Raw genomic sequence first — 13,867 nt, 5'->3', positions numbered from 1 at the left:
TTACCGCCTTACATTCGTTCAAAAACGTGCTATAATATTCAGAAGATTTCTTGACATATAAAAGGTGTGATAACGAGATGAAGCTAACAGAAAAAGAAACAGAAATATTGGAAATATTAGAGGAAAACAGCCGCCTCGAACCTGAAACCATTGCTAAAATGGCGAACATTTCACAGGAAGAAACAAAAGCGATTATCGAAAAGCTTGAAAAAGAAAAGGTCATCATCGATTATTCGGCAATGATCGACTGGCGAAAAGTCGACGGCCATGAAGGCGTTACAGCGATGATCGATGTGAAGGTAACACCGAAGCGCGGCGTCGGATTTGACGAAGTGGCCGAGCGGATTTATCGTTTTCAGGAAGTTGAATCCGTTTACTTGATGTCAGGCGTATATGATCTGTCTGTTGTCATCCGCGGCAGAACGATGTCGGATATTTCGCATTTCGTGTCCGAAAAATTATCGACGCTCGAATCGGTCGTGTCGACAACCACCCACTTTATTTTAAAGAAATACAAGCATGACGGTAAAGTTTTTGACTCCGGTGATGATGACAAAAGAATCGTGGTGTCTCCTTAAATGAGGACAACTTATATTTCTAAAGCAGCCCAGCAAATCAAACCGTCGGGCATCCGCAAATTTTTTGATCTTGCGTCCACAATGGAAGGCGTGATTTCATTGGGCGTCGGAGAGCCCGATTTTGTAACGGCGTGGAATGTCAGGGAAGCGAGCATCCTTTCCCTTGAACAGGGCTACACGTCATATACGGCAAACGCGGGTCTTCTTTCTTTGCGGAAAGAGATCAGCGCTTATCTGAATAAACGCTTTCATCTGGATTATGCTCCTGATGACGAGCTGATTGTCACAGTCGGAGCAAGCCAGGCGCTTGATATTGCGGTCAGGGCGATCCTTGATCCCGGAGAAGAAGTGCTGATTCCCGAGCCTTGTTTTGTCGCTTATGAAGCGCTTGTTTCTTTGGCGGGGGGAAAAGCGGTTCACATTCACACGAACGCAGAACGCGGATTTAAAGCGAGCGCAGCCGATTTTGAAGCCGTTCTGACTGAACGTACGAAGGCCATTATCCTTTGCACGCCGTCTAATCCGACAGGCTCTGTGTATACAAAAAAAGAACTGGAAGAGATCGCGGCTTTTGCTGAACAGCATGACCTGATTGTAATAGCGGATGAAATATACGCCGAGCTGACATACGATGAAGCGTATACAAGCTTTGCGGAAATCGCCGGAATGAAGAAGCGGACGATATTGATATCGGGTTTTTCGAAAGGGTTTGCCATGACAGGCTGGCGCCTTGGATATGTCGCAGCTCCTGCATATTTAAGGGACCCTATGCTGAAAATTCACCAGTACTCGATGATGTGCGCGCCAAGCATGGCTCAATTTGCGGCGGAGGAAGCCCTTAAAAACGGTCTCGAAGACGTCGAAAAGATGAAAAAAAGCTATCGCCGCCGAAGGAATGTGTTTGTGGATTCACTGAACGAAATCGGGCTTGACTGTCATCAGCCGGGGGGCGCTTTTTACGCGTTTCCGTCCGTTAAAAAAACGGGCATGAGTTCAGAACAGTTTGCTGAGGAGCTTCTCATCGCAGAAAAAGTCGCCGTCGTCCCGGGCAATGTTTTCGGGCCGAGCGGCGAAGGCTATATCAGATGTTCTTACGCTTCCTCGCTTGAACAGCTTCAGGAAGCGCTCGTCAGAATGAAACGCTTTGTCCAGAAGACCGGTGCAGTTCAATAAAAAAATGCGCACCTAAAAGGTCCGCATCAACATAAGGGGGGGAATACTAGAAAGCCTTAGTTGTTCTTTAGTATTCCCCTTTCAGCTCGGTTTTAAACATACAATGCTTAAAAAAGTTTTTTTGCTTAATAAAGACTTGTATGATATAATTTTTTATTGCGTATAAAAAGAGTTAAATTCATATGATTTAGGAGTTGTTAGTTATGACAGCAAAATTTGAAGTAGGCAGTGTTTACACTGGAAAAGTGACTGGATTACAGGCGTACGGAGCGTTTGTTGCATTAGATGAAGAAACACAGGGACTTGTGCATATTTCTGAAGTAACACACGGTTTCGTTAAAGATATTAATGAGCACTTGGCGATCGGTGATGAGGTGCAAGTGAAGGTTCTTTCTGTAGATGAGGAAAAAGGCAAAATCAGCCTTTCTATCCGCGCTACACAGGCAGCTCCTGAACGAAAAGAAAGCAAGCCTAGAAGACAAAAGGCTGTTCAAGCCGAAGATACAGCTGCTCCACAAGGATTCAACACGTTAAAAGACAAACTTGAAGAGTGGATCGAGCAGTCCAACAGAAAAGATCTTATTAAGAAGTAAATGAAAAAACTCCGGCAAAAGCCGGAGTTTTTTTATCGCATTTCCGGCTGCTTGGCGTCTTCGCCAGCAGTCTCTTCAGCCGGTCTAAATAAAAGTCCGAGGTTGATCAGACCTGCAATTCCGACAAGCGCGTAAACGGTCCGGGCTAAAGCGGATCCTTGACCGCCAAAAATGGCTGCAACCAAGTCAAATTGAAAAAATCCTATCAGTCCCCAATTGATTGCTCCAATGATTGTTAATACCAATGCAATACGTTGAAGTGCATTCATTTGTTTTTCCTCCTTTTTGAAGTCCTATATTTCACATTTATAGATTGCGACGGATTTGGAAACATTATACGCCTGAGGAGCAGATCGCTTTACAGGGCATTCGGCGATTTCCCATAATAGTAAATAAAGGAGGAGATGTAGATGGATAATTTTACATATTGGAATCCCACGAAGCTGATATTCGGCCGGGGAGAAGTTGAAAAGCTGGCAGAAGAGGTGAAACACTACGGCCGCAATGTCCTGCTCGTATACGGAGGAGGCAGCATTAAACGAAATGGTTTATACGATCAAGTGATTTCAATTCTTGAAAAGGCAGGCGCGACCGTCCATGAATTGCCCGGTGTCGAACCGAATCCGCGTGTTGCCACTGTGAATAAAGGAGTCGCGATCTGCAAAGAGAACGATATTGACTTTCTATTGGCAGTCGGCGGCGGAAGCGTCATCGATTGTACGAAAGCGATCGCCGCCGGAGCGAAATACGACGGCGATGCATGGGATATTGTGACAAAAAAACATATTCCTGCTGATGCGCTGCCGTTTGGAACGGTTTTAACGTTGGCAGCAACAGGATCGGAAATGAACTCGGGATCTGTGATCACAAATTGGGAAACCAATGAAAAATACGGCTGGGGAAGCCCGCTAGTATTCCCTAAATTTTCAATTCTTGATCCGGTCAACACATTTACCGTTCCGAAAGACCACACGATTTACGGCATTGTCGACATGATGTCCCACGTGTTTGAGCAATATTTTCACCATACCGAAAATACTCCTTATCAGGACCGGATGTGCGAATCCCTGCTCAAAACGGTGATTGAAACAGCTCCTAAGCTCATTGAAGACCTTGAAAACTATGAGCTGCGCGAAACGATTCTCTATACAGGCACCATTGCGCTGAACGGCATGCTATCAATGGGCGCACGCGGAGACTGGGCGACGCACAATATCGAGCACGCTGTTTCAGCCGTCTACGATATTCCGCATGCGGGAGGGCTTGCGATCCTGTTCCCGAATTGGATGAAGCACACGCTTTCCGAAAATGTCGGCCGCTTTAAACAGCTTGCCGTACGCGTTTTTGACGTAGATGAAACAGGAAAAACCGATCGTGAAGTGGCGCTTGTTGGAATCGAGAAGCTGTCTGAATTCTGGACCAGCCTTGGCGCGCCAAATCGCCTTGCTGATTATGACATAACAGATGAGAAGCTGGATCTGATTGCCGACAAAGCGATGGCAAACGGCGAATTCGGCCGCTTTAAAACGCTGAATAAAGACGATGTTCTGTCTATTTTGAAGGCTTCTTTATAAGATTTCTTGACGGCTCAAGGAGGACCGCCATACCTTGAGCCGTTGTTCATTTGTTATCTTTTTGACAAAACTGCGCGTGGCGGCTGAAAAACATGCATTTTTGCGCGCCTGCCTCCATCCTCCTTTTTTTCGTCACTTGATTTAACGAAGGAGTTCATATAAAGTGAAAAGGGAAGAGGCTGTCGCCGAAAATCGACATGTTTTAAAACCCTTTGGCCCGCACTCTCATGAAAATGAAAGCGCTGGCGGGTATATGGAAGAAAACAGCTAGTACTGGAGGTTTAATAATATGACGCATGTCCGTTTTGACTACTCAAGAGCATTGCCATTCTTTAAAGAACATGAACTTACATATCTGCGTGACTTCGTGAAAGTCGCCCACCATACCATTCACGAAAAAACAGGTGCAGGCAGCGACTTTTTAGGATGGGTGGATCTTCCGACTGACTACGACAAAGAAGAATTCGCCCGCATTAAAAAATGCGCTGAAAAAATTCAAAATGATTCCGATGTTTTGCTGGTTGTCGGAATTGGCGGTTCATACCTCGGCGCAAGAGCGGCGATCGAAATGCTGAATCATTCATTTTACAATGTGCTGCCGAAAGAAAAGCGTAAAACGCCGCAAGTGATTTTCATCGGCAACAACATCAGCTCTTCTTACATGAGAGACGTGATGGATCTTCTTGAAGACGCTGATTTTTCAATCAACGTGATTTCTAAATCAGGCACAACGACAGAACCGGCGATTGCTTTCCGGATCTTCCGCAAGCTTCTTGAAGAAAAGTATGGAAAAGAAGAAGCGAAACGCCGCATTTATGCAACAACTGATAAAGAGCGGGGCGCATTAAAAACGCTTGCTAATGAGGAAGGCTTTGAATCATTTATCATTCCTGACGATGTCGGTGGCCGCTTTTCTGTGCTCACAGCGGTCGGCTTGCTTCCAATCGCAGTCAGCGGAGCCGATATCGATGAAATGATGAAGGGCGCCCGCGATGCGAGCAAAGACTTCTCCACATCAGAGCTTGAAGACAATCCGGCTTACCAATACGCGGTCGTCAGAAATGTCCTTTATAACAAAGGCAAAACGATTGAAATGCTGATCAACTACGAGCCGGGCCTTCAGTACTTCGCAGAATGGTGGAAGCAGCTCTTTGGCGAAAGTGAAGGAAAAGACGAAAAAGGCATTTATCCATCTTCAGCCAACTTCTCGACGGATCTTCACTCTCTTGGACAATACGTACAAGAAGGAAGAAGAGACATGTTCGAAACGGTGCTGAACGTTGAAAAGCCGAGACATGAGCTGACAATCGAAGAAGCGGACAATGATCTTGACGGCTTAAACTACCTTGCCGGCAAAACGGTCGACTTCGTCAATAAAAAAGCGTTCCAAGGCACAATGCTCGCGCACACAGACGGTAATGTGCCGAACCTGATCGTGAACGTACCTGAAATGAACGCTTACACGTTCGGCTACCTCGTGTACTTCTTTGAAAAAGCCTGCGCAATGAGCGGATACCTGCTCGGCGTCAACCCGTTTGACCAGCCTGGAGTGGAAGCGTACAAAGTCAATATGTTCGCTCTCCTCGGCAAGCCTGGCTTCGAAGAGAAAAAAGCAGAGCTTGAGAAACGTTTGGATCAATAAACGAAAAAACAGCCTCCGGACTTATTGTCCAGGAGGCTGTTTTAATTCATATGACGGATGCTGAAGTCCAGTAGACGGATAAAATTCGTCATGAGTGTAGACGAATCCCAATTTTTCCAGTCGTTTTTGTGAAGCTGTATTTTCAGGGTGATGTCCCGCAAACAGCTTTTTTGCCCGGATTTTGTTAAATGCGTATTCAATCATGGCCTCAGCCGCTTCAGATGCATAACCTTTCCCCCAAGCCGAACGGACGAGATGAAAACCAAGCTCGTACACATCATTTTCCGGGTCATAGGGGCGAAGTCCGCAACATCCGATGAATTCGTTGTTTCCTGTTTTAAATATCGGGAAGTATTGCACACCGTGTGTTTTGTATTGTTCGATCTCAAGCAGCAAACGATTTCTTATTTCGCTATCGGTCATAATTCCGTCTGCTGTCAGATATTTGGCCACATCTCGATTTCCCCACAATGTCTTTGCCAAATTCAAATTCTCTTTAGCCCATAAAGAAAAGCCGATGCGTGTTGTTTGCAGAAAGCAGTGCTTCATTCCATTCCGGTCCCCCTTGTAAGGCAGCTGTTCACCTTATTTTAACACGGCAATAGCCGGCGGGGCTCGTTAACCTAATGATTCATCCCGTAAATCGCAAACGCGAGATAAGTCGCGAAAAAACTCCACAACACATAAGGGACAAGGAGAAGTGCTGCTCTTTTATGAATGCGAAGTGTAATCAAGGCGAGCGCAAGAGCGGTCAAGGCTACGAAAAAGGAGTCGGCCGCGGCAGCAAGTACGTTTTTTTCCGTGAATTGAAAATAGCTGAATGCCTGGTTAAACAAATAGTTAATGATCAGCATGATCCAAAATGGCGCCGCTGCTTTTCTCAGATCATATGTGGCATACACAAGCGCCGCCGCTAATGAAATGAAGGCGAACAGCACGCTCCAGATGGTTCCGATCAAACGGCCTGACGGTGTCCAATCCGGTTTGTTCAATGACTCATACCATTCACGATCTACGGGAAATAAAACGCTCGCCAGTGAAAACAGTGCATATGTAACGAGAAACACGATGACAGCCGTTGCTATTTTTTCCTTCTTCAATAAAAGTCCCTCCTCATAGTAAGCTTGATACCTTTGTCTTTCCCTATTCGTTTAAATATACTCATACCGCACAAGCTTCTGATCCATACTAAAAAATAAAACGGGTGAAGTGACATCATGTTATTTGTATTGGAAACGTTGTTTCTCATCTTAACGGGTATTGTTCTGCTGAGAATTTCGGGGAGGAAATCAATTTCGCAAATGACAATAGCCACCACCGTCGTCATGATTTCCATCGGAACGATCATTGTTCAGCCGATCATTGAAGACAGCATTTTTAAAACGGTGGCAGCTGCATCGATCTTTATCATCGTCCTTCTGTTGATCGAGTATTTGAAAATGAAATTTGATTTTTTTGAAAGCCTGATTGCGGGGAAAGCCGTTGTATTAATCGAAAACGGCGAGCTTCAGAAGCAGAACCTAAAAAGGCACCGCCTGACTGTCGACCAGCTGGAAATGAGGCTCAGGACACAGGGGATTTCAAAATTATCGGACGTGAAAAACGTAACGCTCGAATCAAACGGCCAGATCGGCTACGAGTTATCGGATGATGCAAAGCCTTTTACTATGGGAGAGTATAAAAAATTCCTCCGCATGCAAAACAACCTGCAGCAGCCGGAGGACAATCTGTTTAAGGAAATCAATGAAGGGCACCTGCACGAACCTGATAAACAATTGCGCTAGGGCCCTGAAGTATAAAAACGAAAAAAGGAGTTTTTTTATGATAAGCTTACCTTCTGAACTGGAAAACCGGTCGTTTTCTCTTTATCATCTCGAACAGACGCTCAAGCCTCTCGGTTATGTAATCAGCGGCGGCTGGGAATATGACCGCGGCTTTTTTGACTATAAAATTGATGATGAGGAAGGATACTTATTTTTGCGGATTCCGTTTGAAGCGGAGGACGGACAGCTTGATTCGCAAAATGCGACGGTCAAGCTCGGTACACCATTTTTGCTTCGCCACGTCTATCAGGAAGCGCTGGACGACTACGTCGTTCAGGGGAATTTTCGCGCATCTTTTGACCAGTTTGCTGAACCGAAAGAAAAAGACGCCGATATTCCCGGCGTCTATGAAAAGCTTGGCCAATCGTATGTAAAAGAACTCGAAAAGGCGCTTCTTTCCTAAAGTGACAGCAGCTGGTCTGTCGGCTGAAGCTTGTACGAAAATGAAGGAGACAGCACAGGCCCGTCTTTTTGGTGAATACCGATGACGAAAATGTCTTCCTTCATGAAATGGTGAATCACTTCTTGAAAAGACGCACCTTCCATCGTCTTCGGAAGCGGAACCCGATGGACTTTGAAATGAATATCGGCTTCCTTAAATAGCGGATCAGGAAGCTGATTTTTAATGAGAAAATGCTGCAGCATCGCTGTTTTTAAAAGGTCCGCCGTACTGATGATTTGGTTCGCTCCGGCGCGCTCGGCATTTTTTTTCTGCTTTTCCGTCAAGATTTCTACAACGCAATACACCGACGGGTTCAAGCCTTTAACAGCCAGCAATGTTAAGACCGACTGCATATCTGCAGATATTTCGCTTTTATGCTGATCGGCGGTAATAAAGACGATTTCAGCTTCTTCAATATTGGCTTTTTGCAGTGTGGCATCATCCGCAGCGGGTCCTCTGATGAAATGAATGTTTTCCATCAGGGGGCCTTCCTTTAGTGTTTCATCAATGAGCACGATCGTTTTGTTTGAATCGGCGGCCTGGAGCGTCCTCATCAGCTTGTTGGATTTCTCGTTCCAGCCGATCAGGATCATATGTCCCTTGCCTCTGTAGTTGACCTTGCCTTCGGCGTAGCGCTGCTGCTTGCTAAAAGCGGCCGTCGCCATCGTTGCAAAATAGGCCGTGACAAACGCTGCCCCTATTAAAATAAGGAGCATGCCGACGGTTTTGCCGAGTGCGGTTTTAGGGACAAAATCGCCATATCCGACTGAGGACACGGTGATCAGCGCCCACCATACGCCTTCAAAAACGTTTGAAAACTGCTGCGGCTCGACGAATGTGATCAGCTGACCGAAAAGGATGATCAATAAAAGGATAATGATTGCGATGCGGACATATATCGGCCACCTCAGCCATGCGATAAATACACGGTTTGATTTCATGTTTCTTCACCGTCTTTCCGCAGGGAAAATGATAAAATCTCTTTGATGATTGCATTTAACTTTTGATTGGTGCTTACTTTCCCGTGCTGTTCAATCGCTTGTCTGATCATCTCAGCCGTTTCTTCTTCAAATTCGATCAGCTGCTCGTCTTTTTCCGATTCGTTATAGAGAAGAATGAACGCATCAAGCCCTTCATTCATTTTATCAATCGCCGTGCTTAGCTGTTCTTTTTCCTGATCCGTTACTTTCACCGTGTCACCACCCGAGTTCGCCTTTTTACTCAGTATATCCCTCTTTTACAAAAATTTTTCAGGTAAAAATAAACCTTTGTTAACCGACAATAACCGGTAGAGCTGAAGATTTTTACTGGGGCGTCATATCGGTTCCCGTCCTTCCATACACTTTTTATAAACGGATGAGGGATGGGAGCGGAATGTCCTGTTTAATGAGGCTCTTTTTCATACTGGTCGGAGTCCAGCTGATGGCGGCGGCATCCATTCAATTCATTTTTGATTTAAATGCCGTTTATCATTCCTCTGATGAGGTATTCTGGAGGGAGTTTTTCAAGGAGCTGTTCACAAGGCCGCCTTTCTACATCATGGTGTCAGGAATGGTGCTGATCTTTATCGGGGTTTGTTTACCGCGAAGAAAAAGGTAGTGCACTTTTCTGTACAAAAGGAAATCCCTCGGGATAAAATATATTTACAATTAAAATTTTAAACGACTTATCACAAGAGGGAAGATGATTGCATGAGCATGATTTTTTACTTGTTAACATTTGCTGCATTAGGTTTATCGATTTGGGCACAATTTAAAGTAAAGAGCAACTTTGAAAAATATTCAAAAGTAGAGGCGTCAAGCGGGAGAACTGGAGCCGAAGTGGCCAGACAGATTCTCGACCAAAACGGCCTTTACGATATCCCGGTTGAACCGGTAAGAGGAACCTTGACAGACCATTATGACCCGACAGCACGCGTTGTGCGCCTGTCCGAACCCGTATATTACGGCCGTTCAATTGCAGCGGTTTCCGTTGCTTCCCATGAATGCGGACATGCCCTGCAGCATCAGGAATCATACGGCGCACTTGTTTTGAGGCATAAGATGTTTCCGATCGTGAACTTTTCTTCGGGAGTGGCGCCGTTTTTGTTTATCGGCGGAATGCTGCTCGGAAGCCTGAATCTGATCGGACTCGGCATCATTTTGTTTTCGGCGGCCGTATTCTTTCAGCTTGTGACACTGCCTGTTGAATTTAACGCAAGCTCCCGGGCAAAAAGGATCATCGTTTCAGAAGGAATGATCCGCAACACGGAAGAAAGAGGCGTCAGCAAGGTGCTGGATGCCGCGGCTCTGACATATGTTGCTGCAGCGCTTGTTTCGCTGTTTGAGCTGCTGCGCTTCGTCGCAATTTTCCTGTCCGGTCGTAATGACTAACCATTCGTCTTAAGGAGGTGGCCCCTTACCATATTTGGTAAGGGCTTTTTTTGAATATCCTGAATCTCATACTCGTCATACTTTTAATTGCAGCTACGGCTTTTTTCGTTGTCGCCGAATTTGCGATCGTCAAAATCCGCGGCACAAAAATCGATCAGCTTGTTGAAAGCGGGGATAAGCGCGCGATTGCCGCCAAAAGAGTGGTGACAAATCTTGATGAATATTTGTCTGCCTGCCAGCTCGGCATTACCATCACCGCATTAGGGCTCGGCTGGCTCGGAGAATCGACATTCGAAAGGATCATCCATCCGCTTTTTGAACTATTTGGCCTGCCTGAATCCGTTTTAAGAGTGGCTTCGATTGTTACCGCCTTTGTCATCATTACATTTTTGCACGTTGTGGTCGGCGAGCTTGCGCCAAAAACGATTGCGATTCAAAAAGCGGAAGCCGTCAGCTTATGGACGGCGAAGCCGCTCATTTTATTTTATAAAATCATGTTCCCGTTTATCAAACTGCTGAATGGCTCGGCTCGGCTGTTAACGAAGCTGTTCGGGTTCCATTCGGTTAAAGAGCATGAAGTGGCAATCAGTGAGGAAGAGCTGCGGCTTATGCTGTCTGAAAGCTATAAAAAAGGAGAAATCAACCAGTCTGAGTATAAATACGTCAACAAAATTTTTGAATTTGACAACAGACTGGCCCGGGAAATCATGGTGCCGAGAACGGAGATGGCTACCTTGTTGGCCGATCAATCCATAAAAGAAGCGATTGAAACCGTCATTAATGAACGCTATACGAGATATCCGGTCATTAAGGATGATAAAGATCATATTATCGGAATTGTCAACAGCAAGGATTTGTTTAAATCGTATTTTCTCGACGAGACGATTCCTTTAACGGACTTAATGAGGCCTGTCATCAGGGTGATTGAGAACATACCGATCCAGGAGCTCTTGATTCGCATGCAGAAGGAACGGATTCATATGGCCATTCTTGTTGATGAGTACGGTGGAACGGCAGGACTGGTTACGGTTGAAGACATATTGGAGGAAATCGTCGGGGAAATCAGGGATGAGTTTGATCAGGACGAAATGCCGCACATTATAAAAAAAGGCGAACACCATTATATTATGGACGGAAAGGCTTTAATCGACGAAGTGAATGACCTCCTTCATATCGCGATTGAAAACGAAGAAGTCGATACGATTGCCGGCTGGCTTCTGACGCAAAAGATGGAGCTGAAAAACGGTGACATCCTCAAAACTGAGGGATGCGAATTTAAAATTCTTGATGCTGAAGATCATCATATCCGTTTCATTGAAGTGAAAAAAACGGAATTTTAAAAAGACAGCTGCGGGCGACCGCGGCTGTTTTTTAGTTCGATGGCCGTTCTTTATTTCAATAAAATGGATATCTTTTCAAAGATAAGAGGATATATCTATGGAAATTCATGACTTTTTACGAATGTACTCCGTTTCGTTCTTTTTTATAATAGGGTGTATAAATATGAGGAGGTTTTCAATACGTGAGAAACAACCATTTGCTAAAAGCTATCCTGCTATGGGGAGCTGTATGTATCATGCTGCTGACGGGGCCGCTCTCAGCGCTTGCTGCTTCGTCATCAAACCCGTCGGATAAATTGTATTTTAAAAACAAAAAATACTACATATTCAACAATGTTTGGGGAGCCGACCAGGTCAGCGGCTGGTGGCAGACCATTTATCATAACAATGATTCAGACATGGGCTGGGTATGGAATTGGCCGAGCAATACAAGCACAGTAAAAGCTTATCCGTCGATCGTCAGCGGCTGGCATTGGACTGAAGGCTATACTGCGGGCAGCGGCTTCCCGACCCGATTGTCAGATCAAAAAAACATCAACACGAAAGTCAGCTATTCGATCAGTGCGAACGGCACGTACAATGCCGCATATGACATTTGGCTCCACAATACAAACAAGGCAAGCTGGGGTTCGGCTCCAACCGATGAGATTATGATCTGGCTCAATAACACAAATGCCGGACCTGCCGGTTCTTATGTCGAAACTGTTTCGATCGGCGGGCACAATTGGAAAGTATATAAAGGCTATATTGATGCTGGAAGCGGCAAAGGATGGAACGTGTTTTCATTTGTCAGAACGGCAAACACCCAACGTGCGAACCTGAATGTTCGGGATTTCACGAATTATCTTGCCGACTCCAAACATTGGCTTTCCAAAACAAAGTATGTCAGCAGTGTGGAATTCGGGACGGAAGTTTTCGGAGGCACAGGACAAATTAATATTTCCAATTGGGACGTAACAGTCCGCTGATGGATTCACACCGCTCTTTCACAAAAAGAGCGGTGTTTAATTTATTCCTAATGTTCTTTTTTAGGCGTTCGCAACTGAAATATTACGATACCATCCTTACGTATTGCCGTTTATCTTCATCCTGTATAACCACTCCAAGCTTTGCCAGGTCTTTGCGCAGAATTTTTGCTTCTTCATGTTTATTATCCAGTAAAGCTCGTTCTCTGGCTAAAAGTAGCGTATTGATATGCGAGGGAAAATCGGGGTGATCCGCAACCCAGCGTTGATACTCATTCTTAAAAGGATCTTCGTCTGCCCATTTATAGCCGTGATGTTTAAAAGCACTTTCTGCAAGGGCTCTCTTTGATTCAAGTTGTTCACGGTACAATTCAGTACCCTTATGATCAAGAACAACAAGATCCTTATTCTCAAGATAAACTGCAGAAATGTCTTTTTTCTCAATCACTTCTTCTTTCTCTTTAAACAACAGCTTCACATTTTGATCAGAGATGAACACCTGAAGAATTTCAGTGAAAATATATTGTGAAAAAAATAGGCCGGCAACGATTCCGATAACTGCAGCGATAATTGAAACCCAGAAATTGTTTAGTGATGTGATAAATTCCAAAGGCCCTTTAAAAGGAACGATTGGAATGGTCAATACCCAATCGGCTATAACAGGCAAAAACCATCCAAGAACAGCTCCTAAAACCGGTGGAATGATCCAATATAAGGTTTTCTCTATTTTAGATAATCCAATAATCGTTTCCTGATTCAAAATCTTTCACTGCCTTTCATCACATGACTGACTGCTGTTTCCCATATTTTTTTATAATCCATCTCGATTCCTAAAATCATAAAGTTACCCAAATTATCAATGATCAGGGCAAGGGAGTGTGCATTCACTTTGGTGTTTTTAGAAGAGATGACACCGAGTTCGACACCGTAAGAAAGCAAAGCTTCAAAACCTTCTAAGAATTGTTCCATGATAGATTTAAGCTTTTTCTCATACCTTGGTTTTTGTGCTGCACTTAAAACAAACTCGTGTACCACTTTTAAAGCAGGAGAGTTATGTTTATACTCTTCAAAATAGCGTATGCCGTCTGTTATTAATCGTTTTTTAAAGTTTTCCTTCGTGTACTCATTGATTGAAAAAAATTCAGAGAAATTGTGATCATCAAATACAATGTGAAATAGATAATCCACCAGCTCTTCTTTAGAAGGGAAATAATAGTAAATAGCCGGTTTAGAAATGCCGACTTCCGATGCAATCATTGAAAGGCTCGTGCCTTTTAGGCCGTGTTGGGCAATAAGAGTAAATGCTGCTTCAACAATCGCATCTTGGGTGTTCATTTTCTTTTTCATTGAAATCATCCTTAGCAT

The 13,867-nt window shown here is 44.6% G+C and carries 18 protein-coding genes; 11 read left to right on the top strand and 7 right to left on the bottom strand.

Features of this window, described 5'->3' with window-relative positions; translation table 11 throughout:
- Positions 1 to 77 precede the first annotated feature (77 nt).
- The 3 genes from MHH76_RS16785 to yugI all read left to right on the top strand — a co-directional run bounded on the left by MHH76_RS16785 (position 78) and on the right by yugI (position 2,344).
- A complete protein-coding gene (locus tag MHH76_RS16785; protein WP_003184796.1) occupies positions 78 to 578 on the top strand; it encodes an Lrp/AsnC family transcriptional regulator in 501 nt (166 codons plus the stop codon).
- Positions 579 to 1,751: an aminotransferase gene (locus MHH76_RS16780; RefSeq protein ID WP_020452766.1), complete on the top strand. Its 1,173-nt coding sequence runs from the start codon at positions 579 to 581 to the stop codon at positions 1,749 to 1,751. It abuts the gene before it with no gap.
- Between the two features lie 203 nt (positions 1,752 to 1,954).
- Positions 1,955 to 2,344 carry a S1 domain-containing post-transcriptional regulator GSP13 gene (gene yugI, locus MHH76_RS16775; RefSeq protein WP_020452765.1) on the top strand — a complete coding sequence of 130 codons (390 nt, stop codon included), beginning with the start codon at positions 1,955 to 1,957 and terminating at the stop codon, positions 2,342 to 2,344.
- A gap of 32 nt (positions 2,345 to 2,376) precedes the next feature.
- Here yugI and MHH76_RS16770 read toward each other — a convergent pair whose 3' ends face one another.
- Positions 2,377 to 2,613: a DUF378 domain-containing protein gene (locus MHH76_RS16770; protein WP_020452764.1), complete on the bottom strand. Its 237-nt coding sequence runs from the start codon at positions 2,611 to 2,613 to the stop codon at positions 2,377 to 2,379.
- Between the two features lie 141 nt (positions 2,614 to 2,754).
- Here MHH76_RS16770 and MHH76_RS16765 point away from each other — a divergent pair, with 141 nt between their 5' ends.
- Both MHH76_RS16765 and MHH76_RS16760 read left to right on the top strand, forming a co-directional pair.
- Complete coding sequence (locus MHH76_RS16765; protein WP_023856133.1) at positions 2,755 to 3,918, top strand: iron-containing alcohol dehydrogenase; 1,164 nt, start codon at positions 2,755 to 2,757, stop codon at positions 3,916 to 3,918.
- A 289-nt stretch (positions 3,919 to 4,207) separates the two neighbouring features.
- The gene (locus MHH76_RS16760) at positions 4,208 to 5,560 is read left to right on the top strand and encodes a glucose-6-phosphate isomerase (protein ID WP_020452762.1); all 1,353 of its coding nucleotides are present in this window, start codon (positions 4,208 to 4,210) and stop codon (positions 5,558 to 5,560) included.
- A gap of 21 nt (positions 5,561 to 5,581) precedes the next feature.
- Here MHH76_RS16760 and MHH76_RS16755 read toward each other — a convergent pair whose 3' ends face one another.
- Together MHH76_RS16755 and MHH76_RS16750 are read right to left on the bottom strand one after the other, a co-directional pair.
- A complete protein-coding gene (locus MHH76_RS16755) occupies positions 5,582 to 6,109 on the bottom strand; it encodes a GNAT family N-acetyltransferase (protein WP_020452761.1) in 528 nt (175 codons plus the stop codon).
- A gap of 74 nt (positions 6,110 to 6,183) precedes the next feature.
- Positions 6,184 to 6,660 carry a TspO/MBR family protein gene (locus MHH76_RS16750; RefSeq protein WP_035337572.1) on the bottom strand — a complete coding sequence of 159 codons (477 nt, stop codon included), beginning with the start codon at positions 6,658 to 6,660 and terminating at the stop codon, positions 6,184 to 6,186.
- 117 nt (positions 6,661 to 6,777) lie between these two features.
- On the opposite strand from MHH76_RS16750, the gene MHH76_RS16745 reads away from it, so the two are divergent.
- Together MHH76_RS16745 and MHH76_RS16740 are read left to right on the top strand one after the other, a co-directional pair.
- Positions 6,778 to 7,344 (top strand): DUF421 domain-containing protein, encoded by a 567-nt coding sequence (locus MHH76_RS16745; RefSeq protein ID WP_023856128.1) that lies wholly within the window; start codon positions 6,778 to 6,780, stop codon positions 7,342 to 7,344.
- A 37-nt stretch (positions 7,345 to 7,381) separates the two neighbouring features.
- Positions 7,382 to 7,786, top strand: coding sequence for a YugN-like family protein (locus MHH76_RS16740; RefSeq protein WP_020452758.1), 405 nt, complete (start codon positions 7,382 to 7,384; stop codon positions 7,784 to 7,786).
- Here MHH76_RS16740 and MHH76_RS16735 read toward each other — a convergent pair.
- Positions 7,783 to 8,766, bottom strand: a complete 984-nt coding sequence (locus MHH76_RS16735; RefSeq protein WP_020452757.1) for a potassium channel family protein — start codon at positions 8,764 to 8,766, stop codon at positions 7,783 to 7,785. The two genes, MHH76_RS16740 and MHH76_RS16735, sit on opposite strands and share 4 nt — an antisense overlap.
- The gene (locus MHH76_RS16730) at positions 8,763 to 9,017 is read right to left on the bottom strand and encodes a membrane-integrating protein MstX (RefSeq protein WP_020452756.1); all 255 of its coding nucleotides are present in this window, start codon (positions 9,015 to 9,017) and stop codon (positions 8,763 to 8,765) included. Before MHH76_RS16730 ends, MHH76_RS16735 begins: the two co-directional genes overlap by 4 nt.
- Before the next feature lie 182 nt (positions 9,018 to 9,199).
- Between MHH76_RS16730 and MHH76_RS16725 the strand changes: the two genes are divergently transcribed.
- From MHH76_RS16725 to MHH76_RS16710, 4 genes are all read left to right on the top strand, one after another.
- Entirely contained in the window at positions 9,200 to 9,424 is a 225-nt protein-coding gene (locus MHH76_RS16725; protein WP_026580040.1) for a hypothetical protein, read from the top strand.
- Between the two features lie 98 nt (positions 9,425 to 9,522).
- Positions 9,523 to 10,197 carry a zinc metallopeptidase gene (locus MHH76_RS16720; RefSeq protein WP_023856125.1) on the top strand — a complete coding sequence of 225 codons (675 nt, stop codon included), beginning with the start codon at positions 9,523 to 9,525 and terminating at the stop codon, positions 10,195 to 10,197.
- Positions 10,198 to 10,247: 50 nt separating this feature from the next.
- Positions 10,248 to 11,537, top strand: a complete 1,290-nt coding sequence (locus MHH76_RS16715) for a hemolysin family protein (protein WP_020452754.1) — start codon at positions 10,248 to 10,250, stop codon at positions 11,535 to 11,537.
- 182 nt (positions 11,538 to 11,719) lie between these two features.
- Complete coding sequence (locus MHH76_RS16710; RefSeq protein WP_020452753.1) at positions 11,720 to 12,505, top strand: glycoside hydrolase; 786 nt, start codon at positions 11,720 to 11,722, stop codon at positions 12,503 to 12,505.
- Between the two features lie 82 nt (positions 12,506 to 12,587).
- Here the strand turns inward: MHH76_RS16710 and MHH76_RS16705 are convergent, their stop codons facing one another.
- The gene (locus MHH76_RS16705) at positions 12,588 to 13,262 is read right to left on the bottom strand and encodes a hypothetical protein (protein WP_023856124.1); all 675 of its coding nucleotides are present in this window, start codon (positions 13,260 to 13,262) and stop codon (positions 12,588 to 12,590) included.
- Entirely contained in the window at positions 13,259 to 13,849 is a 591-nt protein-coding gene (locus MHH76_RS16700; protein WP_016886099.1) for a TetR/AcrR family transcriptional regulator, read from the bottom strand. The genes MHH76_RS16705 and MHH76_RS16700 overlap by 4 nt, the downstream gene beginning before the upstream one ends.
- Positions 13,850 to 13,867 lie beyond the last annotated feature (18 nt).

This window comes from Bacillus sp. FSL L8-0193 (assembly GCF_037976065.1).
Classification (GTDB): domain Bacteria; phylum Bacillota; class Bacilli; order Bacillales; family Bacillaceae; genus Bacillus; species Bacillus paralicheniformis.
This window is presented reverse-complemented; position numbering and strand designations above follow the sequence as displayed.